This is a genomic window from Blastococcus tunisiensis (assembly GCF_900112815.1).
Taxonomy (GTDB): Bacteria; Actinomycetota; Actinomycetes; order Mycobacteriales; family Geodermatophilaceae; genus Blastococcus_B; species Blastococcus_B tunisiensis.
Genome location: NZ_FOND01000012.1, coordinates 41033 through 62937 on the forward strand (window position 1 = coordinate 41033; position 21905 = coordinate 62937).

21 protein-coding genes are annotated in these 21905 nt (G+C 73.4%); 9 read left to right on the plus strand and 12 right to left on the minus strand.

What is annotated here, in order from left to right; translation table 11 throughout:
• Nucleotides 1–105: 105 nt before the first annotated feature.
• The gene (locus BM142_RS15375) at nucleotides 106–1698 is read right to left on the minus strand and encodes a class I adenylate-forming enzyme family protein (protein WP_092200630.1); all 1593 of its coding nucleotides are present in this window, start codon (nucleotides 1696–1698) and stop codon (nucleotides 106–108) included.
• Between the two features lie 284 nt (nucleotides 1699–1982).
• Nucleotides 1983–2582: a PadR family transcriptional regulator gene (locus tag BM142_RS15380; RefSeq protein ID WP_092200633.1), complete on the minus strand. Its 600-nt coding sequence runs from the start codon at nucleotides 2580–2582 to the stop codon at nucleotides 1983–1985.
• 200 nt (nucleotides 2583–2782) lie between these two features.
• On the opposite strand from BM142_RS15380, the gene BM142_RS15385 reads away from it, so the two are divergent.
• Genes BM142_RS15385 through BM142_RS15400 form a run of 4 tightly spaced genes read left to right on the plus strand, consistent with a single transcriptional unit; the run spans nucleotide 2783 to nucleotide 8254 of the window.
• The gene (locus BM142_RS15385; protein WP_217640742.1) at nucleotides 2783–5287 is read left to right on the plus strand and encodes a xanthine dehydrogenase family protein molybdopterin-binding subunit; all 2505 of its coding nucleotides are present in this window, start codon (nucleotides 2783–2785) and stop codon (nucleotides 5285–5287) included.
• Nucleotides 5288–5318: 31 nt separating this feature from the next.
• Entirely contained in the window at nucleotides 5319–6101 is a 783-nt protein-coding gene (locus BM142_RS15390; RefSeq protein ID WP_092200639.1) for an enoyl-CoA hydratase/isomerase family protein, read from the plus strand.
• 6 nt (nucleotides 6102–6107) lie between these two features.
• Nucleotides 6108–6989, plus strand: coding sequence for an FAD binding domain-containing protein (locus tag BM142_RS15395; protein WP_092200643.1), 882 nt, complete (start codon nucleotides 6108–6110; stop codon nucleotides 6987–6989).
• Entirely contained in the window at nucleotides 6986–8254 is a 1269-nt protein-coding gene (locus BM142_RS15400; protein ID WP_092200646.1) for a xanthine dehydrogenase family Fe-S subunit, read from the plus strand. Before BM142_RS15395 ends, BM142_RS15400 begins: the two co-directional genes overlap by 4 nt.
• Nucleotides 8255–8299: 45 nt before the next feature.
• Here the strand turns inward: BM142_RS15400 and BM142_RS15405 are convergent, their stop codons facing one another.
• The 5 genes from BM142_RS15405 to BM142_RS15425 all read right to left on the minus strand — a co-directional run bounded on the left by BM142_RS15405 (nucleotide 8300) and on the right by BM142_RS15425 (nucleotide 12303).
• Nucleotides 8300–8824 (minus strand): gamma carbonic anhydrase family protein, encoded by a 525-nt coding sequence (locus BM142_RS15405; protein ID WP_092200649.1) that lies wholly within the window; start codon nucleotides 8822–8824, stop codon nucleotides 8300–8302.
• 94 nt (nucleotides 8825–8918) lie between these two features.
• Complete coding sequence (locus BM142_RS15410) at nucleotides 8919–9116, minus strand: hypothetical protein (RefSeq protein ID WP_092200652.1); 198 nt, start codon at nucleotides 9114–9116, stop codon at nucleotides 8919–8921.
• A gap of 236 nt (nucleotides 9117–9352) precedes the next feature.
• On the minus strand, nucleotides 9353–10306 hold the full coding sequence (locus tag BM142_RS15415; RefSeq protein WP_092200655.1) for an HpcH/HpaI aldolase/citrate lyase family protein: 954 nt from the start codon (nucleotides 10304–10306) through the stop codon (nucleotides 9353–9355).
• A gap of 148 nt (nucleotides 10307–10454) precedes the next feature.
• The gene (locus tag BM142_RS15420; RefSeq protein ID WP_254791000.1) at nucleotides 10455–11417 is read right to left on the minus strand and encodes a DMT family transporter; all 963 of its coding nucleotides are present in this window, start codon (nucleotides 11415–11417) and stop codon (nucleotides 10455–10457) included.
• Nucleotides 11418–11424: 7 nt separating this feature from the next.
• Nucleotides 11425–12303, minus strand: a complete 879-nt coding sequence (locus BM142_RS15425) for a PhzF family phenazine biosynthesis protein (protein ID WP_092200947.1) — start codon at nucleotides 12301–12303, stop codon at nucleotides 11425–11427.
• Nucleotides 12304–12402: 99 nt separating this feature from the next.
• On the opposite strand from BM142_RS15425, the gene BM142_RS15430 reads away from it, so the two are divergent.
• Together BM142_RS15430 and BM142_RS15435 are read left to right on the plus strand one after the other, a co-directional pair.
• Entirely contained in the window at nucleotides 12403–13641 is a 1239-nt protein-coding gene (locus tag BM142_RS15430; protein ID WP_092200658.1) for a magnesium transporter MgtE N-terminal domain-containing protein, read from the plus strand.
• Nucleotides 13634–14152: a DUF1003 domain-containing protein gene (locus BM142_RS15435; protein ID WP_092200661.1), complete on the plus strand. Its 519-nt coding sequence runs from the start codon at nucleotides 13634–13636 to the stop codon at nucleotides 14150–14152. The genes BM142_RS15430 and BM142_RS15435 overlap by 8 nt, the downstream gene beginning before the upstream one ends.
• A 19-nt stretch (nucleotides 14153–14171) precedes the next feature.
• Here BM142_RS15435 and BM142_RS15440 read toward each other — a convergent pair whose 3' ends face one another.
• Genes BM142_RS15440 through BM142_RS15450 form a run of 3 tightly spaced genes read right to left on the minus strand, consistent with a single transcriptional unit; the run spans nucleotide 14172 to nucleotide 15902 of the window.
• Nucleotides 14172–14822, minus strand: a complete 651-nt coding sequence (locus tag BM142_RS15440; protein ID WP_092200663.1) for a hypothetical protein — start codon at nucleotides 14820–14822, stop codon at nucleotides 14172–14174.
• Nucleotides 14823–14871: 49 nt separating this feature from the next.
• Complete coding sequence (locus BM142_RS15445) at nucleotides 14872–15189, minus strand: AzlD domain-containing protein (RefSeq protein ID WP_092200665.1); 318 nt, start codon at nucleotides 15187–15189, stop codon at nucleotides 14872–14874.
• Nucleotides 15186–15902 carry an AzlC family ABC transporter permease gene (locus tag BM142_RS15450; RefSeq protein ID WP_092200668.1) on the minus strand — a complete coding sequence of 239 codons (717 nt, stop codon included), beginning with the start codon at nucleotides 15900–15902 and terminating at the stop codon, nucleotides 15186–15188. The genes BM142_RS15445 and BM142_RS15450 overlap by 4 nt, the downstream gene beginning before the upstream one ends.
• 162 nt (nucleotides 15903–16064) lie before the next feature.
• Between BM142_RS15450 and BM142_RS15455 the strand changes: the two genes are divergently transcribed.
• Nucleotides 16065–17264, plus strand: a complete 1200-nt coding sequence (locus BM142_RS15455; protein WP_175527300.1) for a GGDEF domain-containing protein — start codon at nucleotides 16065–16067, stop codon at nucleotides 17262–17264.
• 159 nt (nucleotides 17265–17423) lie between these two features.
• Nucleotides 17424–18575, plus strand: a complete 1152-nt coding sequence (locus tag BM142_RS15460) for an Mrp/NBP35 family ATP-binding protein (RefSeq protein ID WP_092200674.1) — start codon at nucleotides 17424–17426, stop codon at nucleotides 18573–18575.
• Nucleotides 18576–18773: 198 nt separating this feature from the next.
• Here the strand turns inward: BM142_RS15460 and BM142_RS15465 are convergent, their stop codons facing one another.
• Nucleotides 18774–19136 carry a twin-arginine translocase TatA/TatE family subunit gene (locus BM142_RS15465; RefSeq protein WP_092200677.1) on the minus strand — a complete coding sequence of 121 codons (363 nt, stop codon included), beginning with the start codon at nucleotides 19134–19136 and terminating at the stop codon, nucleotides 18774–18776.
• A 208-nt stretch (nucleotides 19137–19344) separates the two neighbouring features.
• Here BM142_RS15465 and BM142_RS15470 point away from each other — a divergent pair, with 208 nt between their 5' ends.
• Nucleotides 19345–20337 (plus strand): IS481 family transposase, encoded by a 993-nt coding sequence (locus BM142_RS15470; RefSeq protein ID WP_092200950.1) that lies wholly within the window; start codon nucleotides 19345–19347, stop codon nucleotides 20335–20337.
• On the opposite strand, the gene BM142_RS15475 is transcribed toward BM142_RS15470, so the two are convergent.
• Complete coding sequence (locus BM142_RS15475) at nucleotides 20334–21818, minus strand: S1C family serine protease (RefSeq protein WP_092200680.1); 1485 nt, start codon at nucleotides 21816–21818, stop codon at nucleotides 20334–20336. The two genes, BM142_RS15470 and BM142_RS15475, sit on opposite strands and share 4 nt — an antisense overlap.
• Nucleotides 21819–21905 lie beyond the last annotated feature (87 nt).

The window sequence follows — 21905 nt, forward strand, 5'->3', positions numbered from 1 at the left end:
CCGCCGGGGAAGCTCACGGAGCCCCGGAGCCGAAACCCGGCCCTCGCTCCACCAATCCGCGATCGTCGGGAACGAGGTCGGTGTCCTGGGGTGTCACGCCGTTGCTCATCGGGCTGCGCCATCCTTGGTCTCGGTGCGGTGGGTGGGGTCGGGCTGGGACGCGGCCTCGTAGTCACCGGCGACGAGCTTGCGGCGCAGGATCTTGCCGACGGGGCTCTTGGGGATCTCGGTGACGACCACGACCTGCTTGGGGCGCTTGTAGGGCGACAGGCCGGAAGCATCGCGGGCCCACGTCCGGATCCGGTCCGCCACGGCTTCGGGGTCCTCGGACGTCGAGGTCGGGACGATGAAGGCGGTGACCGCCTGTCCCCACTTCTCGTCGGGGAGGCCGACCACAGCCACCTCGGCGACGTCGGCGGACCGGGCCAGGACGTCCTCGACCTCCACCGGGTGGACGTTCTCCCCGCCCGAGATGATCATGTCGTCCACCCGGCCGACGACCCAGAGGTCGCCGTCCTCGTCGACCTGCCCGAGGTCGCCGGTGTGGTACCAGCCGTCGCGCAGTCCGCGCTCGTCGGCATCCGGGCGGTTCCAGTAGCCGGCGAAGGCCTCGTCGGACTGCAGGGACGCCACGATCTCGCCGGACCGGCCGGGAGGAAGAGGTTCGTGAGAGGCCCCCGGTTCCGCGTCCACCACGCGCAGCCGGGAGAACACACCCGGGCGGCCGGCACTGCCCGGCTTGCGGGCGGCATTCGGCTCGACGGAGAAGGTGTAGACCTCGCTCGACCCGTAGTGGTTGATGAACACCTCGGGGTTCAGCTCGTCGACGAGCCGCTCGGTGAGCGTGGACGTCATCGGCGCTCCGGCGTAGCCGATCTTGCGCACGGTGGCGGCGGCCCGGGGCAGCCTGCCCGTGCGCGCCAGGGCCCAGAACGCGGTGGGCACGAGGTACAGGCTCGTGACCTGCTCGTCCTCGATGAGCTCCAGGGCCCGGTCGACGTCGAAGATCGGCAACTCCACGAACGTGCCACCCACGATCACCACGGACAGCAGCGAGCGCAGCCCCATCGTGTGGTACATCGGCATGGCCCCGAGCGTGACCTCGCCGGTGGCGTACTGGGACTGGACCACGTGCGCCACCGACGCCGCGAACTCGTTGCGCTGCGTCCGGGGCACGCCCTTCGGCCGCCCCGTGGTCCCCGACGTGTACAGCATCACGCTGGGGTCGTCGTCGGTGACCCGGACCCCCGTCGGCGCATCGGGCTGCTGCGCCACGAGGTCCTCGAAGTCGGTCGCGCCGGCAAGGGGCCGGGATCCCGCGTGGAGGACCCGTGGCGCGCAGGTCGCCGCCGTCAGAGCCTGTTCGGCCACTTCGCCGGCGAGGTCGTCGGTGACGACGACGGTGGGTTCTGCGTCGTCGAGGCAGTAGGCGAGCTCCGCCGTGCCGAGCCGGACGTTCAGTGGCGTCGACATGAGCCCGAGCTTCTGCAGCGCGAGGTGGGTGGAGGCCATGACCTCGGAGTTGGACAGGAAGGTCGCGACCCTGTCCCCCGGTCGCGCACCCGCCGCGAGCAGCGCATGGGCGATCCGGTTGGTGCGCTGGTCCCACGCCCGGTAGGTCAGCCGGCGCGAGCCGGTGATCCCTACGCGGTCGGGATAGCGCTCCGCCGTCCACGTCAATGCCTGACCGATCTGCATTCCGCCCCCTCCGGCGAACGAGCACCCGGGTCCGGCTCCCCTGCGTGGAGCCGCCCGGCCGTCACCCTGTAGGGAGCGACAGCTGCTCAGGTCTGAACCGCATGGCTCCTAAGCGATCGTCCGTATTGGACGGTCCGGACCGTAGGGTGTGTTGCCGATCACGTCAAGCCCCGGCGTCGGACGCGGAGCGGCATGCCGGATGGGTCGCGGGTCAGTCGGACCCGAAGTGCCCGGTCAGCGGCGTACGGAGCTCATCCCGTCACGTGAGAGAGGGGTGGCGGTCCCTACCGGTCCGAGTCCATGTCGGCCCGGATGCCCGACGGCGCCCCGTGCACCTCGTCGCCCCCACCGGCCGACTCCTCCTCGCTCAGGGCGGTCCAGAAGCGGAGCGCGGCCCGCTCCATCTCGAGTCCCAGCCGAAGCGTGACCATTCGCCGCGCCACGCTGGGAACTCCGCCGTAGCGCTCCTGCATGTCCTCGTAGACCCGGATGCGCTGCTCGTGCTGCTCGATCTGCTCACGGGCCAGCCGCCTCACGTTCGTCGGCTCTCCGAGCTCGTTGAAGAAGAGCTTGAGCTCCGCGACGTCCCGCAGCTGGAAGTGCTCGTTGGTGGGTGCCGCGAGCCAGGCCCGCACCTCACGCAGCCCGGCGTCGGTGATGGAGTAGGTCCGGCGGCGCCGGCCATCCTGCTCGCTGTCGGCCGAGAGCAACCCGAGCTTCTCCAGACGCTGCGGTTCGGAGTACAGGCCGGCATGGGGAAACGGCCAGAAGTACCCGATCGATCGCTGAATGGCGCGCTTGAGGTCGTAGGAGGTGGACGGACCACGCAGTGCGACCATCCCGAGGACCACGTACGACGTGGGGGACAGTCGTTCGTTCACCATGCTTGTCACTGTAACCATCCATGCTGTATCGTCTGTTTCAGATCGTTAACCACGGCGGTGGAGGCCCGTCACCCGGCTGCGCCGGGTGGTTCCTTCATCGGCGTCGCCCCGCTCCGCCGTCCCGTCGACGGCCGCCGGCTCCCGGACCTCGTGCCGGTCGCGGCGGTCGGGGTCGCGGGCGCCCGTTCTCGGAGGCAACCGTGCCAGACCGGACCACCGTCACCCATCAGGCCGCCGTGGCACAGGAAGGCGACTCCACCGACGCGGCAGACGTCGCGGAGCGTACCGGCGCCGGCGGCCCCCGGTGGCGACCCGCCCGGGTCGAGGACGCCCCCCTGGTGACCGGGCAGGGCCGCTTCCTCGACGACCTCGACCCGCTGCCGGGCACCCTCACCGCGGCGATCGTCCGGAGCCCGCACCCGCACGCCCGGATCCGCAGCGTCGACCTCAGCCGCGCCCGCCGGCACCCCGGCGTCACCGCGGTCATCGGCCCCGACGAGGTGCTGGCCGCCCTGCGGCCGTTCCCGCTGTCGGTCACCACCCGGATGCCGTACTTCCCCACGGGCACGGACAAGGTCCGCTACGTCGGGGAGCCGGTGGCGGTCGTCGTCGCCTCCGACCGGTTCGTCGCCGAGGACGCGGCCGAACTGGTGAGCGTCGAGTACGAACTGCTCGACCCCGTGGTCGGTGTGCGCACGGCACTGGCCGAGGACGCGACGCTGCTGCACGAGGACAACGGCTCCAACGTGGCCACCGACCGCACCTTCTCCTTCGGGGAGGTGGATCGCGCCTTCGCCGACGCCGCGCACGTGGTCGTCGGCGAGTACGACTTCCCGCGCTACTCCTCGGTCCCGATGGAGTGCTACTCGGTCATCGCCAACTGGACCGAGGACTCCGCGGGCCCGTCCATCGAGGCGTGGGCCAACTTCCACGGCCCGTTCACGATGATGCCGGTCATGGCCGGCGCGCTCGGCATCCCGGCCTCGCGGGTGCGGCTGCACGTGCCGGCCGACATCGGCGGCAGCTTCGGCATCAAGGCCGGGATCTACCCCTACGTCGTCCTCATGGCGCTGGCCTCCAAGCACGCCCGGACGCCGGTGCGGTGGTCCGAGGACCGGGTCGAGCACCTGCTGGCCAGCTCCTCGGGTTCCGACCGGATGATGCGCTTCGAGGCCGCGGTCGACGCCAACGGCACGGTGACCGCGCTGCGCACCGACCTGGTCGACAACGTCGGCGCCTACATGCGCCCGCCCGAGCCGAGCACGCTCTACCGCTGCTACGGCAACATCACCGGCGCCTACCGGATCCCCGCGGTGGCGATCCGCGCCCGCGCCGTCGTCACCAACACCATGCCCACCGGGCTGAACCGCGGGTTCGGCGGCCAGCAGCTCTACTTCGGGCTGGAACGGCTGATGGACGACGTCGCGGCGCAGACCGGCCTGGACCCGGTGGACCTGCGCTGCCGCAACCTCGTCCCGGCCGATGCCTTCCCGTACGAGACCCCCACCGGCGGCGTCTACGACTCGGGCGACTACCAGAAGGCCGTCGCCCTCGCGGTCGACAACGCCGATATGCCGGAGCTCCGCCGGCGCCAGGCCGAGGCGCGCGAGCGGGGAGAGCTGTACGGCATCGGAATCGCCCTCGTCGTCGACCCCTCGGGCACCAACATCGGCTACGTCGGCCTGGCCACCCCCGCCGAGCAGCGCAAGCCCGGTCGCGACAAGTCCGGGTCGACCGAGCACGTGCGGGTCAGCGTCGACATGCAGGGCACCGTCACGGTGATGCTGGGCAGCGTCCCGCAGGGGCAGGGGCACGCCACCACTGCCCGGCAGGTCGCGGCGAAGCGCCTGGGCCTGCCCGAGGAGTCCGTCCGCGTCGTGATCGACATGGACACCGCGACCACGCCGTGGACGGTCACCTCCGGCAGCTACTCCTCCCGGTTCGCGCCGCTGGTCACCAGCGCCGTGGTCCAGGCGTGCGACCGGATCGCCGAGACCATCAAGGCCGCCGGCAGCGTGCTGCTGGAGGCCGCACCCGAGCAGCTCGAGCTGGCCGAGGGCACCGTGCGCGTCATCGGCGACCCCAGCCGCGCGGCGCAGTTCCGGCACGCCGCCGGGGTCGTGCACTGGGACCCGGCGGCCCTGCCCGAGGGCACGTCGGCCCGGCTCTACGAGGAAGCGGCCTTCACGCCGAACGCCAAGGCCGCCACGCGGGACGAGAAGATCAACTCCAGCCTCTGCTACGGGTTCGTGGCCGAGGTGGTGGCGCTGCGGATCGACCCGGAGACCCTGGAGATCACCCTGGACCGGGTGTCCAGCGTGCACGACGCCGGCACGGTGCTGAACCAGACGCTCCTCGACGGCCAGGTGTACGGCGCCCTCGTGCACGCCCTCGGCGGCGCGATGTTCGAGGAGTTCACCTACTCCGAAGGCGGCCAGCCCACCTCGGCGACCTTCCTCGACTACCTCTGCCCGACGAGCGCGGAGGCCGGCTTCCCGCTGGTGACCGACCACGTCGTATCGCCGTCCCCGCTCACCCCGCTGGGCGCCAAGGGCTGTGGGGAAGGGAGCTCGATGAGCTTCCCGGCGGCCCTCGCCAACGCGGTCACCGACGCTCTCTCACCCCATGGCCTGCAGATCAACTCGCTGCCGGTGCACGGGAACCTGCTGCACGACCTGCTCGACGGCGCCCGCCGTCCGGCCTGACCCCACCCCCGGATAGACAAGGAGCTGGCGCATGCCCACGACCGGAGGCGACGTCCTTCTCGACCACGGCCACGACGGCCAGGTCGCGTACCTGACGCTCACGCACGGCGGCTACACCATCGTGACCATGGAGATGCGGGCCAGGATGGCCCAGCGGTTCGCCGAGATCGACCGCGACCCGAACGTGCGCGCGGTCGTCGTGCGCTCGGACGGCAAGCACTTCACCTCCGGCGGCGACATCGCCGGCTTCATGGAGGTCGACCCGATCGACCTCACCGACCTCGGCCAGGACATCACCGCGCCGGCCCGCAGCACCAAGCCGGTCGTCGTCGCCATCGACGGCTACTGCTTCGGCGTCGGCCTGGAGCTGGCCCTGTCCTGCGACATCCGGCTGGCCACCGAACGCAGCGAGTTCGCGCTGCCGGAGATGAACCTCGGCATGATCCCGGGCAGCGGCGGCACCCAGCGCCTGGCCCGGCTGATCGGGCTCTCCCGCGCGAAGTTCCACATCCTCACCGCCACCCGGATCAAGGCGCAGCAGGCCCTCGACTGGGGTCTGGTGTCCGACCAGCTCTACCCCGACCGCGATGCGCTGTACGACGCCACGGAGAAGCTGGTCAGCAAGCTCATCGGGTTCTCCCCCGCCGCGCTGCGCACCGGCAAGGAGGTCCTCGACCGTGGGGTCGACGGCCCGCTGTACACCGGCATCGAGCTGGAGCGGAAGGCGTACTCCATGCTGCGGGCCACCCAGGACTTCGCCGAAGGCGTCAAGGCCTTCGGCGAGAAGCGCAAGCCGACGTTCACGGGGCGCTGATCCGACATGAAGCCAGCCCCGTTCGCCTACGTCCGTCCGGCCACGCTGGACGACGCGGTCGCCGAGCTGGTCGCCACGGGCGGCGACGGCAAGGTGCTGGCCGGTGGACAGTCCCTCGTGCCGGTGCTCGCCATGCGCCTGGGTCGTCCCGGGACCCTGGTGGACATCACCGCGGCCGCCGGTCTGGACACCATCGAGCGCCGGGGAGCGGTGCTGCGGATCGGGGCGACCACCCGGCAGCGCCGACTGGAGCGCAGCCCGGCGGCGAACGACGTGCCGCTGATCGGGATGGCTCTGCCCTTCGTCGGGCACCGGGAACTGCGCAGCCGCGGCACGGTGTGCGGCAGCCTGGCCCATGCCGACCCCGGTGCGGAGCTGCCGGCCGTGGCTTCCTGCCTCGGCGCGGTGCTCGAGGTGACCGGAGCCTCCGGCCGTCGCACGGTGCCGGCGGCGGAATTCTTCGCGGGCGCCATGACCACCGCCGTCGGCGCCGAGGAGGTGCTCAGCGCGGTCGAGTTCCCGGTGGCGGCCCCGGGCGAGGGCTTCGGCTTCGCCGAGATCGCCCGCCGGCACGGCGACTTCGCCCTGGCCGGGGTCGTCACCCGGGTGCGCTCCGCCGGCGGCGCGGTCCAGGAGGCGGTCATCAGCGGCTTCGGGATCTCCGACCGGGCCGCCACCCGCGACGTCACCGACCTCGTCCGCGCCGCGGCCGACTCCGCCGATGTCGAGGCGGCGCTGCGGCCGGGGACCGAGGAGCTCGCCCGGGACGTCGTCGACACCGCCGGTGACTCACACGGCTCGCAGGGCTATCGGCGTCGGCTCTTCGCCGTCCTCGCCGCCCGCGAGCTGGCCCACGCGCACCGCCGATCCACGGAAGGCCGGTCATGAGCACCACTGAGGACACCGCCGCTCGTGCGCCACAGCGGCCGGTCAAGGCCGCCGCTGACGAGCTGATCGACGTCTCGTTCACCGTCAACGGCAGCCCCATCTCGATCCGGGTGCCCGCCCGGATGCACCTGGGCGATGCCCTGCGCATGCACCTGGGGCTCTCGGGCACCCACCTGGGCTGCGAGCACGGCGTGTGCGGAATGTGCACGGTGCTCATCGACGGCGACGCCGCCCGCGCCTGCCTCGTGTTCGCGGTGCAGGCCGAGGGCACCGAGGTGGTGACCGTCGAGGGGCTGGGGACCCAGGAATCGCAGCACCCCCTGCAGCAGGCGTTCAGCCACCACCACGCGCTGCAGTGCGGCTTCTGCACGCCCGGTTTCCTGATGAGCTCCTACGACCTGCTGGCGAACAGCGAGGGCGAGGTCGACGCGGAGACGCTCCCCGAGGAGATGTCCGGCGTCATCTGCCGCTGCACCGGCTACCGCGGGATCCTGGCCGCGGTCAGCGACGTCGCCCAGGCCCATCCCGAGGGCATCCCGGGCCCGCTGAACTGCGCGCCGCGCACCCTCGTGGGACGCACTGGGGGCGCCTCCGCCACGCCTGCCGCGCCGGCCGAGGCGCCGGTCGCGGACGCCGACGAGCAGACCCCACGGGAGCTCACCCGGCCGACCGGAACGCCGACGATCACCGTCGCGGTCACCCGACAGCTGAGCAGCCCGGTGGAGGACATCTGGGCGGTGATGGACGACGTCGACCGGCTCGCCCGCTGCCTGCCCGGGGCCGAGATGACCGCCGACCTGGGCGAGGACCGGTACCGCGGCCGCGCCAAGGTGTCCCTCGGGCCGGTGCGGCTGGCCTTCGAAGGACTGGCGCAGATCACCGAGCGGGACGTCGCCGATCACCGGTTGGCGCTGCTGGCCCAGGGCGCCGACACCGGAGGCAACCGCACCGCCGCGGAGATCACCCTGCGCGCCACGGCGACCCCCGAGGGCTCCACCGAGCTGCGGGCCGATGCCGCGGTCTTCCTGTCCGGCCGGATCGCCCAGTTCGGCCGGGCCCTTGCCGGCGACGTCAGCCAGCGGATGTTCGAGCAGTTCGCCGATGCCGTCGACCAGACCGCGCGCACCGGGACCGCGCCCGAGGTGGGGGCAGGGCCCAGCGCCCTGCGGATCGGACTCCAGGCCGTCGGCGCCGGCCTCCGTCGTCGCGTGGCGCTGCTGGCCGGCGCCGTGCGCGATGCGCGACGGCGTCGTCGGGCGTCCTGAACCCGTGTCCTGAAACCGGGGAACCCCGTTCCGGACCGTGGGGTGTCAGCCGATCGCCACGATCCCGGCGGCGTGCCGGCGGGCCAGTTGCCGGTACACGGCAGCATTGCTGTCGACCCAGCCGGCCGCCGCTCCCGAGATCGGCCCGCGCACACGGGCCGGCGTGCCGAGCGCCAGCACGCCCTCGGGGATCTCCATCCCCGGCGGCACGAGGCTGCCCGCACCGATCAGCGTCCGTCGGCCGATCCGCGCGCCGTCCTGCACCGTCGAGCCGTTCCCGACGAGAACCTCGGCGCCGAGGACCGCGCCGTGCACCACGCACATGTGGCCGACGGTGGCTCCGGGGCCGACCTCGGTGACCGGGTCCTCTCCACCGTGCAGGACGGAGTTGTCCTGCACGTTCGCTCCCTCACGGACGACGATGCGGCCGAAGTCCGCGCGCAGCACCGCTCCATACCAGACCGAGGCGCCCGCCTCGACGACGACGTCCCCGACGAGCGTGGCCGTCGGAGCTACCCACGCGTCCGGGTGGACCTGAGGGGAACGACCCTCGAAGGCGAAGAGTGGCATGCCCGGCAGCCTCGCACGGAGCCCCGCGGCCGTCGGGACCGAGGTCCTCGCCGTCGCCACCGACGGCGCCGGACTCGGCCCCTGAGGTGTCCGGCTAGATCTCGCCGACGAGAACCCGGCCCAGCGTGTAGATGAAGTTCGGGATCTTCGCGTGCTCGAACCCGACGCTCTGGATGCTCGTCGTGTCGACCTCCGGGTCGAAGACGATCTGGATCACGGGCTTGCCGCCCGACGCCACCAACATCGCCCGGATGGTGGCCTCGTCGTCCCGCGCGATGACGTCGTCGGTCATGGCTGCCACCTCTCGTCCCCGCTGTCAGCACGGACGGTCGTGCAGCGGACACGGTGCGCCTGAGGGTTCCGCACCACAACCCTTCCGGTACCCGCCGAACCGTTCCACGACGGGTCGTCACAGGGCGCGGCCCGCTGTCTCCGGTCGGTTCCGCGATGGGATGACCGGCGTGGCCATGACGACGGCGGCCGCCCGGAATCCCGGACGACCGCCGTCGCTGTGTCAGGTGGCGCGCTTCACGCCTCGGGCGGGGTGAAGGACGACGTCCGCTCCATGCCGGCGGCCCGCCCCTTGCCGGCGATGACCAGGGCCATCTTGCGGCTGGCCTCGTCGATCATCTCGTCGCCGAGCATCGCCGAGCCCTTCTTGCCACCGGCCTCCGACGTCGCCCAGTCGTAGGCGTCGAGGATCAGCTCGGCGTGGTCGTAGTCCTCCTGGGACGGCCGGTAGATCTCGTTGGCCGCGTCGATCTGGCCCGGGTGCAGCACCCACTTGCCGTCGAAGCCCAGCATCGCCGAGCGCTTGGCCACCTCCTCGAAGGCGGGCACGTCGCGCACCTGCAGGAAGGGGCCGTCGATGGCCTGGACCCCGCGGGCGCGGGCGGCCATGAGGATCTGCATGAGGATGTAGTGGAACGGGTCGCCCGGGTAGTCGGGGTGCAGCGCACCCACGACCAGCGACTTCATGTTGATGCTGGCCATGAAGTCGGCCGGGCCGAAGATGATCGTCTCGATGCGGTCGCTGGCGAAGGCGATGTCGTTGACGTTGATCAGGCCCTGCGCGGTCTCGATCTGCGCCTCGATGCCGATCCGGCCGACCTCGAGCCCGTTGGCCTTCTCGATCTGGGTCAGCAGCAGATCCAGCGCCTTGACCTGGGCCGCGTCCTGGACCTTCGGCAGCATGATGCAGTCGAGGTTCGCGCCGGCCCCGCCGACGACCTCGAGCACGTCCTGGAACGTCCACTCCGTCGTCCAGTCGTTCACGCGGACGGTGCGGATCTTCTCGCCCCAGCCGCCCTCGTTCAGCGCCGCGACGATGTTCTTGCGGGCGCCCGGCTTGGCCAGCGGCGCGCACGCGTCCTCGAGGTCGAGGAAGACCTGGTCGGCCGGCAGCCCCTTGGCCTTCTCCAGGAACCGGGGGTTGCTGCCGGGGACGGCGAGGTTGGAACGACGGGATCGGAGCTCGGCCACGGTGCCTCTCTTCGTGCGGACGACGGCGTCTTCAGCCACCGGAGAGTAGCCAGGCGCTCTCGCTGCCGCTGACCGCGCGAACCCGCCGGAGGCGCAGGTGTGGTCGACGGCACGCCGGTTCGGGTGACCACGGCTGCTCACCCGACCCTCAGGTGCCCTGTTCCACCAGGGTCTGCGGCCGGCCGGCCCGCACGACCAGCGCCACCCCCGCGACGACGAGCACGACCCCGGGCAGGGCCAGCAGGGGCGGTACCTGGCCGAGCAGCACGAGGGCGAACAGCAGCGCGCCGGGCACCTCGAGGAGGACGGCGAGGCTCACCACGGTCGGGCCCACCGAGGAGAGCACCAGGTTGAGCAGCGTGTGCCCGAACAGCTGCGCGGAGACGGTGATGCCCGCGATCAGCCACCAGTCCCGCGCCTGGAAACCGCCCAGCGGCGCGTCCACCAGCACGGCCGCGACGGCGATGACGACGGCGCACACGGAGTAGCAGACGACGGCGTACGCGGAGGTCGCCAGCCGCCGGCGGGCCCGCGCCCCGGCCAGCACGTACCCGCCCGCGCACACCGCCCCCAGGAGGGCCAGCGCATCGCCGGCGAGAGCCTCCGTGCTGACCGTCACGTCCACCCCGACGATCAGCACGACGCCGGCGAACGCGAGCAGCAGGCCCCACCACACGGCAGCCGGCAACCGCACCCCCGAGACGCGGGCGGCCAGCGCCGTCCAGATCGGCGTGGTGGTGACCAGCGCGACCGACGCGGCCACCGTCGTCATCGACAGGCTCGGCAGCCAGGCCGCGAAGTGCGCCGCGAGGAAGAGCCCGGCCACGACGGAGCTGCGCAGGTCCCGCAGGCGCAACCCGGCGAGGGTCGATCGCTCCCGGGTCAGCAGCACCGGGACGAGCGCGGCGGCGCCGGCGGCGTTGCGCCAGAACGCCAGGGCCAGCATCGGCGCGGTCACCATGGCGGTCAGGGGCGCCGACAGCGAGACACCGACGACGGCGAGGGACAGCAGCCCGACGTCCCGCGTGCCCGGCCGGTGAAGCGCCCAGGCCTCCGCTGACCCGGCCCCGTGCGGAGGCTCGCCGCGAGCGGAGCGCGGGGTGAGGGGCACGGGGTCCTCAGCGGTCATCGGGCGCGCGGATGCGGCCGCGGGCGATCGGGACGACGTCCCCCCGCACGGTCACCGCGACGGCCCGGTCGCCGGCGGCGGTGACGGTGCACTCGAGCACCGACGGCCGGCCCAGCTTCTCCCCCTGCCGGATGACGTAGGACGACGTCCCCTCGCCTTGCAGCAGGCCGCTCTCCACCAGCCAGACCCCGGCACCCAGGGCCGCCGACCCGGTCGCCGGGTCCTCGCCCCAGCGCAGGTCCCCGGCGAACACGCGGGCGTAGGCGGTGGAGGTGGCCGCGTCCCAGGAGAGCACCGAGACGCCCTCCCCCACGCCCAGGGCGTCGAGCGCCCGCTGGTCGGGGACCGCGCGGTCCACCGCCTCCGGCGACACCGAGAGGTAGGCGAACGGCAGCCCGCACCCGGCGACGTCGGCCGCCACCCCGGCGAGGTCGGCCTCGCTCAGCCCCACGGCCGCGGCGAGCTCGGCGGGTGCCGGCCCGTCCTCGAGCGTCGGCCGGCCGCCGCTGAGCCGCGCACCGTCGGCGTCGACGACGAGGTCGAGGACCCCGGCCCCGCACTCCTGCCGGACCGTGCCCGCGGGCAGCCGGCCGGTGCGGACCAGCGTGTGGGCGGCCCCCACGCTCGGGTGCCCGGCGAAGGGCAGCTCGGCGAACGGGGTGAAGATGCGCACCCGGTAATCGGCGGAGGGCTCGGTGGGGGCGCTGACGAACGAGGTCTCGGACAGGTGGAACTCGAAGGCGAGCGCCTGGCACTGCTCGGTGGTGAGGTCGTCGGCGTCGAACACCACGGCCAGCGGATTGCCGGCGAAGGCCCGTGGGGCGAACACGTCGACGACCTCGTAGTCCAGCTCATCCCGGGACGGCACGGCGCCGACGGTAACCTCACCGCTCGGGGCCGGGCGCGCGAGGTCCCGGGGACGCAGCACCCCGGTCACGGGGCCGACGAGCGGCAGCGAGGAGGTTCCGTGACCACGGCGAGCAGGGCGTACGTCTCGCGGCTCGCCGGGTTGACGGTCTTCGACCCCAACGGCGACCGGATCGGGAAGGTGCGCGACGTGGTCGTCGCGCTGCGGGTCGGCACCGCCACCCCGCGGGTCCTCGGCGTGGTCGTCGAGGTGGTCGCCCGGCGCCGGATCTTCGTGCCGATGGGCCGGGTCACCGCGATCGATCCCGGCGCGGTGATGCTCGCCTCCGGCACGCTCAACCTCAAGCGCTTCGAGCAGCGGGCCGGCGAGACCCTGGTGCTGGGCGAACTGCTCGACCGCGCCGTCCGGATCGTCGAGTCCGGCAGGCCGGCGCACGTCGTCGACGCCGGCATCGAGCAGACCCGCACCGGTGACTGGGTGCTCTCCCGCGTCGCGGTCCAGGAGCCCGGCCGCCTGGGGCGACGGGGCCAGCTGCACCAGCTCGCCTGGGACGAGGTGACCGGCCTGGCGCTGCCCCAGACCGGGCAGGGCGCCGAGACCCTGATCGCCACGTACCGCGAGCTCAACGCCGCCGACATGGCCCACGCGCTGCAGGAGCTGCCGATCAAGCGCCGGCACGAGGTCGCCGAGGCGATGGACGACGAGCGGCTCGCCGACGTCCTCGGTGAACTGCCCGAGGCCGACCAGGTGACCATCCTCAGCACCCTGGAGGAACGCCGGGCGGCCGACGTCCTCGAGGTGATGGACCCCGACGACGCGGCGGACCTGCTCTCGGAGCTGTCGAACGTCGACCGCAACCGGCTGCTGGAGCTGATGGAGCCCGACGAGGCCGAGCCGGTCCGCCAGCTGCTGAAGTACTCCGAGGACACCGCCGGCGGCATCATGACCAGCGAGCCGGTGATCCTGTCCCCCGACGCCACCATCGCCGAGGCGCTGGCCCGGGTGCGCGAGGAGGAGATCACCCCGTCGCTGGCCAGCCAGGTGTACGTCTGCCGTCCGCCGTCGGCCACGCCCACCGGCCGCTACCTGGGGCTGGCGCACATCCAGCGGCTGCTACGCGAGCCGCCGTCCTCGCTGGTCAGCGGCGTGCTCGACGACCTCGAGCCGCTGCACCCCGAGGCGCCGCTGGCCGAGGTGACCCGGTACTTCGCCACCTACAACCTGGTCGCCGCACCCGTGGTGGACGCGCAGGGCCGGCTGGTGGGCGCGGTCAGCGTGGACGACGTCCTCGACCACCTGCTGCCCGACGACTGGCGCGAGCGGGCCCGCCGTGGCTGACCCCCCGCGGCTCGACGTCCCCCGCGGGCAGGCCCGCCGCATCGGCAGCTTCCTGCGGCTGAACCCCGACGCCGTCGGCGCGTTCGCCGAGGCGATCGCCCGCTTCCTCGGCACCGGCCGGTTCCTCGCGGTGCAGACGGTCCTCGTAATCGCGTGGATCGCGCTGAACGTCTTCGCGGTCCGGCTCCGCTGGGACCCCTACCCGTTCATCCTGCTGAACCTGGCGTTCTCCACGCAGGCCGCCTACGCCGCGCCGCTCATCCTGCTGGCGCAGAACCGGCAGGCCGACCGCGACCGCGTGCAGGCCGAGGAGGACCGGGTGCGCGCGGCGGCGATGCGCGCGGACACCGAGTACCTGGCCCGCGAGCTGGCCTCGCTGCGGGTGGCCGTCGGCGAGCTGGCCACCCGCGACTTCATCCGCAGCGAGCTCAACCGGCTCACCGGGGACGGCGGCGACGACGGCGAGAAGCGCGAGAAGAAGGCGAAGAAGAAGCGCGACCCGGTCACCTGACGGCGGGGCGCCGGGCCGGTCAGCCCGTCACGGTGCGCAGCGCGTCGAGCAGCCGGCCGGCCACCGCCGTCGCCGGGACGACGAGGAGCACCGCCCACAGCCGCGTGCGGGGGGTGCACGGCAGGACGACCAGCAACGCGAGGGCCACGGCCGCGTCGACGACGCCCTGCACCGGATGCACGGGGACGAATCCCGACGGCGCGTCGACGATCCAGGACCAGAGGCCGGCGAACTCACCTCCGGCGAGCGGCACCGCGGCCGCCAGGGCGATGGCGGCGGCGGGCAGCGGGCCGGTTTTCCGGCCCGCCCACCAGGTCGTCGCGGCGAAGGCCGCCACCACCGTGGCCGACAGGACCAGCCACACCGGCAGGAGCGGGCTCCACCCGAACCCCAGGGCCCACGCCGCCCAGGCGTAGTAGGCCACCGTCATGGCGGCGAAGAAGGCAGCCGACCGGCCGGCCGCGGTCCCCACCGTGGGTGCGTACCGGCCGACGAGTGCCACCGCGAGCACCCAGGCCGCCGGGTAGCTGCCGAGATCGGCCGCCCAGCGCCAGCCCGACTCGTCCGCCGCCTTGGCCGCGGCCCCCGCCAGCAGACCCAGCGCGCCGGACACCACCAGGAGACGGCCGTCGCCGCGGACCCGGGCGCGGGGGCGGGAGTCGATCGTCACCGACGGGATGCTGCCGGACGCGGCGCGCGACCGGGGTCGGACGCGCCCGTCAGCCGGCGACGACGTGCACCAGGGCGCCCGCGGCGCCGGCGAGGACCAGCACCACGATGAACGGGGCCCGCAGCGCCAGGGCGAGGGCCGCCACGGCCAGCCCGGCCAGCCGCCCGTCGACGACGAGCTCCTGCCCGCTGGTGAGCGCCTGCACCGCCACGAGGGCGGCCAGCAGCGCGGCGGGCACGAAGTCGACGATCCGCGCCACCCACGGCTGCTCCACCCAGGCGGCGGGCACCGAGAGCCCGGCCAGCTTGAGCAGGTAGCAGCCGATGGACCCGGCGAGCACCGCCGCCCAGAGCGCCGTCCCGCTCACGCCATCTCCTCCTCCGCCGTGGGCCGCGGGGCCCGCCCCGGCCGGCCGGCCAGCGCGACGGCCACGACGGCGGCGATCACCTGCACACCGGCCGGCACGAACGGGGTCAGCGCCAGCGCGACGACCGCGCCACCCACGGCCACCCGCAGCTGCACGCGCGCCTCCGGGAACCCGGCCCGCAGTCTCGGCCACAGCAGCGCCAGGAAGGCGGCGGGGACGACGGCGTCGAGGGCGGCGAGCGCCGGGCCGGAGAGCGCTGCCGCGCCGAGCGCCCCGACGACGGTGGTGAGGTTCCACATCAGGAAGATCGAGGCACCGCCCGCGAGGAAGGCCAGCCGGGCGAGGCGGCGGTCGGGGGCGGCGATCGACAGCGCCGTCGTCTCGTCGATCACCCAGTGCGCGGTCGCCAGCCGGGGAAGGACCCCGCGCGGTCGCAGCAGCGGGACCAGCCGGACGCCGTACACGGTGTTGCGGGTGCCCAGCAGCAGCGCGCTGCCGACAGCGGCCAGCGCGCTGCCGCCGGCCCCGAGGACGCCGACCAGCGCGAACTGCGACGCCCCGGTGAACATCAGCGCCGAGAGGGTGACCGTCTGCCAGAGGTCCAGGCCCGCGGCGTCGGCGGCCGCGCCGAACGCGGCGCCGTACAGGCCGACGGCGAGGCCCAGCCCGATCGCGTCGCGCAGCGTGGCGGAGCGGGCGGCGGCGCGGGACACAGGGAGCGAGGCTAACCCCCTCTGCCCGGGCCCGGCCGCCCCCCGGCCCGGCCGGCGCGACTCACCCTTTCGGGGCCGCGACCCCCCGCCGGGTGGCCAGCACCACCGCCCTGCGGCCGATGACGTGGCATGCGGCGAGTTCCGGGGTCCCCTGTGCCATGGGTGCTCGGGCTGCTCCGCACCCGGGTACGGCCCCGCCCGGCCGCCGACCCGGGTAGGGACGACGGAGGCCGGGCCGCTGCCGCGTCGAGCACGGCCGCCGCGGAGTTCGCCGACCGCACGCACAAGTCGGCCCTGCTCGTCGCCGCGCTCGCCACGGTGGTGGCGCCCGCGTGGTCGGTGTTCGACCTGCTGCTGGAGCCGCGCGTCGCAGGGTCGTTCGTCGTCCTCCGCTTCGCCTGCCTGGTCCCCATGCTGGCCCTGGTGTGGCTCCTCTGGCGGCGGCCCGTGGGGCGGCGACGGCCCGAGCTGCTGGCCGTCGTGGTGCTGGCGATCGTGCAGGCGGAGATCTCCTGGATGCTGCCGCGGGTGGCGAACCTGGAGTTCTACCTGCTCGGGTTCACGCTCGCGATCTACGCCAGCGGCTGCCTGCTCGTGGCCCGCACGACCTGGACCGGGCTGCTCGTCCTCCTCACCTGGTGCTCCGTGCTCATCTCGCTGCTCACCGCGCCGACGCCCATGCCGGTCCAGGACCTGCTGGCCACCGTCGTCTACCTCGCCACCGCCTCGACCCTCGGGCTGATCGCCCACCGTCAGCGGTACGCGTTCGCGATGCGGGAGTTCCGCACCCGGCTGCGGCTGGACGAGCTGCTGCTGCACCTGGAGCGGCAGAGCCACGAGGACCCGCTGACCGGTCTGGCGAACCGCCGCCACTGGGACAGCGCGCTGCTCGCGGCCTGCGAGGCCGCCCGGGAGGACGGGACCCCCGTGGCGGTGGTGCTGGCCGACCTCGACCACTTCAAGCGGGTCAACGACCACTTCGGGCACGCCGGCGGGGACGAGGCCCTGCGGCTGGTCGCCGGGCTGCTGCGCGAACGGGTGCGCGCCGACGACCTCGTGGCCCGGCTGGGCGGTGACGAGCTGGCCCTGCTGCTGCCCGGTGCCGACCTGGAGCGCGCCCGCGCCGTCGCCGAGAGCGTGCGGCTGTCGGCCGCGCGCCTGCGGCCGTCCGCCTTTCCCGGGATGCGGATCACCCTCTCCCTCGGGGTGGCCGTGGCGACGGGCGGGCAGACCGTTCCCCCGTGGCTGATGTCCGACGCCGACGATCAGCTCTACCGGGCGAAGTCGACAAGGAACGCGGTGAGCGCCGCCCTCGTCCACCCCGCCGCAGGCCGCGACACGACCGGCCTCTCCGCACGCTGACCGGCCCCTGGGGGCGGACCGCGCCGGAGATCACCCTCCGGGGCACGGCGGCACCCGTCGTCCGCCGTACAGTGGCAGGCGACCCGATCGCGCAGGTCCGCGCCGCTGATCGAGACGCGCCGCCGACCGGGTTCCCCCGTCGAAGGAGACCACGCAACGATGTCCGACACGCTGACCGGCCAGCCGGCGCTCGACGCCGTCACCGCCGCTCTGGCCACCGTCCAGGACCCGGAGATCAACCGCCCGCTCACCGAGCTGGGCATGGTCAAGGACGTGCAGATCGGTGACGACGGCTCCGTCCGCGTCGAGGTCTACCTGACCGTCTCCGGCTGCCCCATGCGCGAGACCATCACCAGCCGCGTCACCCAGGCCGTGTCCGCCGTCCCCGGCGTCACGTCGGTGTCCGTCGTGCTGGACGTGATGAACGACGAGCAGCGCGCCGAGCTGCGCAAGGTGGTCCGCGGCTCCGACGCCGCCGAGCCGGTGATCCCGTTCGCCCAGCCGGGCTCGCTGACCCGCGTCTACGCCGTGGCCTCCGGCAAGGGCGGCGTCGGCAAGTCCAGCGTCACGGTGAACCTCGCGGCGGCCCTGGCCAAGCGCGGCCTGTCGGTCGGCGTCGTCGACGCCGACATCTACGGCCACTCGGTGCCGCGCATGCTCGGCGTCGAGGAGAAGCCGACCCAGGTCGACAGCATGATCATGCCGCCGCAGGCCTACGGCGTGAAGGTCATCTCGATCGGCATGTTCACCCCCGGGAACACCCCGGTCGTCTGGCGCGGGCCGATGCTGCACCGCGCGCTGCAGCAGTTCCTCGCCGACGTGTGGTGGGGCGACCTCGACGTCCTGCTCATGGACCTCCCCCCGGGCACCGGTGACGTCGCGATCTCGGTGGCCCAGCTGGTGCCCAACGCCGAGATCCTCGTCGTGACCACGCCGCAGCTCGCCGCCGCCGAGGTGGCCGAGCGCGCCGGGGCGATCGCTACGCAGACCCACCAGCAGGTGGTCGGGGTGGTCGAGAACATGTCCTGGCTGGAGCTGCCGGACGGCTCGCGCATGGAGATCTTCGGCTCCGGCGGCGGCGAGGCCGTCTCCGACGCGCTGACCCGGACCCTGGGGGCCCGGGTGCCCCTGCTCGGTCAGATCCCGCTGGACACCCGGCTGCGCGAGGCCGGCGACGCCGGTGCGCCGATCGTGCTCGCCGAGCCGGAGTCGGCGGCCGCGCAGGCCCTGGAGAAGATCGCCGACGGCCTCGCCGTCCGCCAGCGCGGCCTCTCCGGGATGTCGCTGGGGCTCACGCCGGTCAAGCGCTAGGGCCAGGACATCGTCGTCCTACCGGACGACACCGCGACCAGGGTCCTTACCCCTGTCACGCGATCGGAGATCCTGAAGAAGCGAGCTCCGTCCTGTTGCGCCGAGTGGGCCCCGGAGGGGTCCGCGCAGGTGCGACGCAGCGGCTCCACGCTGCAGGGGGACGGCTCGTGGCCGCGGTGTCGTCCGGAGGACGACAGATCATGTGGCGTCGGGGTCGAACGGCGGCGGGACGGCTCGGTCCCGGGGGCGGGCGACGACCGGTGCGGCGGCAGCGGCGGCGGAGCTCCCTCGGTGCACGGTGGGCTCGTCGTCCTCGCCCAGCAGCTGGCTGCGGATGAAGGTCTTGGGGTGGTACTTGCGCAGGTCGATGTCCCGGAACTCGGGCAGGTCGTCACCGAGGGACTCGTTCACCTGCTCGCGGATACCGGTGACCGCGGCCCGCACCCGCTTGAGCCCGGCCGCGGCGTCCTTGGCGAGGTCCGGCAGGCGTTCCGGGCCGAAGATGAACAGCGCGGCCAGCCCGAGGACGATGATCTCGCCCCACCCGATCGAGTCGAACACCGGCCACCTCCCTCCGTCGGTCCCAGCGTAGAAGGCCCCCGCAGGGTTCGAGCCGCGCGTGTGGCGGCCGCCGGCTAGGTGTACTGACCAGAGACGTTGGTCGAGGACGTGTGACCACGGGATCTGACTGAAGATCTTGTGCGAGGAGGACCTCCGGACGTGGAGTGGAGCTGCTGAAGGCACCCACTACACGAACCCGGAGGTCCTCCTGGCCCACGCTAACGCTGCCCTGACTCCCCGCCACCGTCTGAAGCTTGCTCGCGCCGTGGTCGATGGCGGCTGGACGATCAGCTACGCCGCGGCGGTGTTCAACGTCGCCTGGCCCACGGCCGAGAAGTGGGCCGACCGCTACCGCACCTGCGGGCCGGCGGCGATGGAAGACCGCAGCTCCCGGCCGCATGCCTGCCCGCGGCGCACGCCGCGGCCGATCGTGCGCAAGATCGTGCACCTGCGGTGGAAGAAGCGACTCGGGCCGGTGCAGATCGCCGACCGCCTCGGCCTGGCGGCCTCGACCGTGCACGCGGTGCTGGTCCGCTGCCGGATCAACCGGCTCTCCCACGTCGACCGCGCCACCGGAGAACCGATCCGCCGCTACGAACACGATCACCCCGGCTCGCTGCTGCACGTCGACGTGAAGAAGCTGGGCAACATCCCCGACGGCGGCGGCTGGCGCTACACCGGCCGCCAGCAGGGCCACAAGAACCGCGCCGCCACGGCAGGCAAGCCCCGCAGCAAGCACCACGGCCCGCTGCTGGGCACCGCCTTCGTGCACACCGTGATCGATGACCACAGCCGCGTCGCCTACGCCGAGATCCACGACGACGAGACCGCCGCCACCGCCATCGACGTCCTGCGCCGCGCGGTGGCCTGGTTCGCCGCCCGCGGCGTCACCACCCAGCGGGTGCTATCCGACAACGGCTCGGCCTACCGCTCCCACGCCTGGCGCGACGCATGCCTCGAGCTCGGCATCACGCCCAAGCGGACCCGGCCCTACCGGCCGCAGACCAACGGCAAGATCGAGCGCTTCCACCGCACCATGGCCGACGGCTGGGCTTTCGCCCGCATGTTCTACAGCGAGTCAGCCCGCCGGAAGGCCCTGCCCGCCTGGCTGCACGAGTACAACCATCACCGGCCCCACACCGCGATCGGCAAGCACTCCCCGATCACCCGCTTGAACAACCTGGCTGGGCAGTACAGCTAGGCAGCGTCGAGCGTGGCCTCGAGCTCGATCGACCCGCCGCCGCGCACGACCTCGACGGTGATGGTGTCACCCGGCTGGAACGCGTCGACGGCGACCACCAGCTCCTCCGAGCTGCCGACCCGCTCCCCCTCGACGGCGATGACGACGTCCTCCTCGCGGATGCCCGCGGCCGCCGCGGCGCTGCTCGGCTCCACGTTCAGCACCAGGGCGCCGTCCCGGGTGCCGTCGGTCACCGAACGGGTGTTCACCCCGAGCGAGGAGTGCACGGCCGATCCGCTCTCGATCAGCTGCTCGGCGATGTCGCGCATCGTGTCGACCGGGATCGCGAAGCCCAGGCCGATCGAGCCGCCGGCCCCGGTGGAGGCGATGGCGGTGTTGATGCCGATCAGCGCCCCGCTGGCGTCGACCAGCGCGCCCCCGGAGTTGCCGGGGTTGATCGGGGCGTCGGTCTGCACGGCGCTGATCACCGCGTTGGTGTCGCTACCCTCGCCGGCCAGCCGGACCGGCCGCTCCAGGGCGCTGACGATGCCGCTGGTCACCGTGCCGGCCAGCCCCAGCGGCGACCCGATCGCGACGACGGGGTCGCCGACGACGACGTCGTCGGAGCTGCCGAGGGAGGCGGCGACCAGACCGGGCTTCTCCACCTTGAGGACGGCGATGTCGCTGGCCGGGTCGCGCCCGACGATGCGGGCCGCCGAGCCGCTGCCGTCGACGAAGACGGCGCGGATCTCCGCGCCCTCCACCCCGTCGGCACCGGAGACGACGTGGTTGTTCGTGACGATGTAGCCGTTCTCGGCGTCCACGACCACGCCGGAGCCGGTTGCCCCGGCCTGCCCGACCCGCACCTCGATGGAGACGACCGACGGCATGACGCTCTCCGCGATCTGCGACACCGAGCCCGGTTCCCGGGTGATGCCGGGGTCCACCTGGGAGAGCTGGGTGCCGGGCGCGAGCAGCGGCGTCTCGTCGTTGGTCTTGGTCAGGTACCAGCCGGCGCCGCCGCCGATCGCGCCGACGAGCAGCACGGCGAGCAGGGCGAGCACCGACAGCCGCACCGACAGGTCGCGCACCCGCAGCTTCGTGCGGTCCTGCGGTTCGACGACCACCGGCCCGGGCCGGCTGGCCTCGTCGTAGACGGCGGGCGCGCCGAGGCCGGCCGGCGCGTACGGGTCCCGCCACGGGTCGCTGCGGGCGTCGGACTTCCACCAGGGACCGGCGGCGGTGCGGCGGCGGCCGGGTCGGCCGCCGGGTGGTTCCTGCAGGCCCCGCTCCCCCGTGCCCTTGGGGCCGAACGCGCGCAGCAGCGCCTCCGCCGGCGGCGGTGGCACCGGACGGGGCGGCGGGGTGGGCCGCCCGTCGGCGAAGCCGCCCACGGCGGCCGCCGGGCGGCCGAACGCCGCCTCCTGCTCCGGCGGCGGGCGGTCCGCCGGCGACGGTCGGGGCGCCAGCCGGTCGGGGACGTCGGCGAAGGCGCCGGTCACCCCGGGCGGCCGGACGAAGGCCTCCTCGCGCGGCGCGGTGCCGCCGGAGCCCGGAGCCGGCCCGTCGGACGGTCGCTGGTCGGAGGT

Excerpts from the sequence above, each read along its gene's own strand:
- BM142_RS15410 (WP_092200652.1), bottom strand. The coding sequence starts at position 9,116 with ATGACCGACGACGTCATCGCGCGGGACGACGAGGCCACCATCCGGGCG.
- BM142_RS15405 (WP_092200649.1), bottom strand. The coding sequence starts at position 8,824 with ATGCCACTCTTCGCCTTCGAGGGTCGTTCCCCTCAGGTCCACCCGGAC.
- BM142_RS15375 (WP_092200630.1), bottom strand. The coding sequence starts at position 1,698 with ATGCAGATCGGTCAGGCATTGACGTGGACGGCGGAGCGCTATCCCGAC.
- BM142_RS15390 (WP_092200639.1), top strand. The coding sequence starts at position 5,319 with ATGCCCACGACCGGAGGCGACGTCCTTCTCGACCACGGCCACGACGGC.
- BM142_RS15380 (WP_092200633.1), bottom strand. The coding sequence starts at position 2,582 with ATGGTGAACGAACGACTGTCCCCCACGTCGTACGTGGTCCTCGGGATG.
- BM142_RS15400 (WP_092200646.1), top strand. The coding sequence starts at position 6,986 with ATGAGCACCACTGAGGACACCGCCGCTCGTGCGCCACAGCGGCCGGTC.
- BM142_RS15460 (WP_092200674.1), top strand. The coding sequence starts at position 17,424 with ATGTCCGACACGCTGACCGGCCAGCCGGCGCTCGACGCCGTCACCGCC.
- BM142_RS15395 (WP_092200643.1), top strand. The coding sequence starts at position 6,108 with ATGAAGCCAGCCCCGTTCGCCTACGTCCGTCCGGCCACGCTGGACGAC.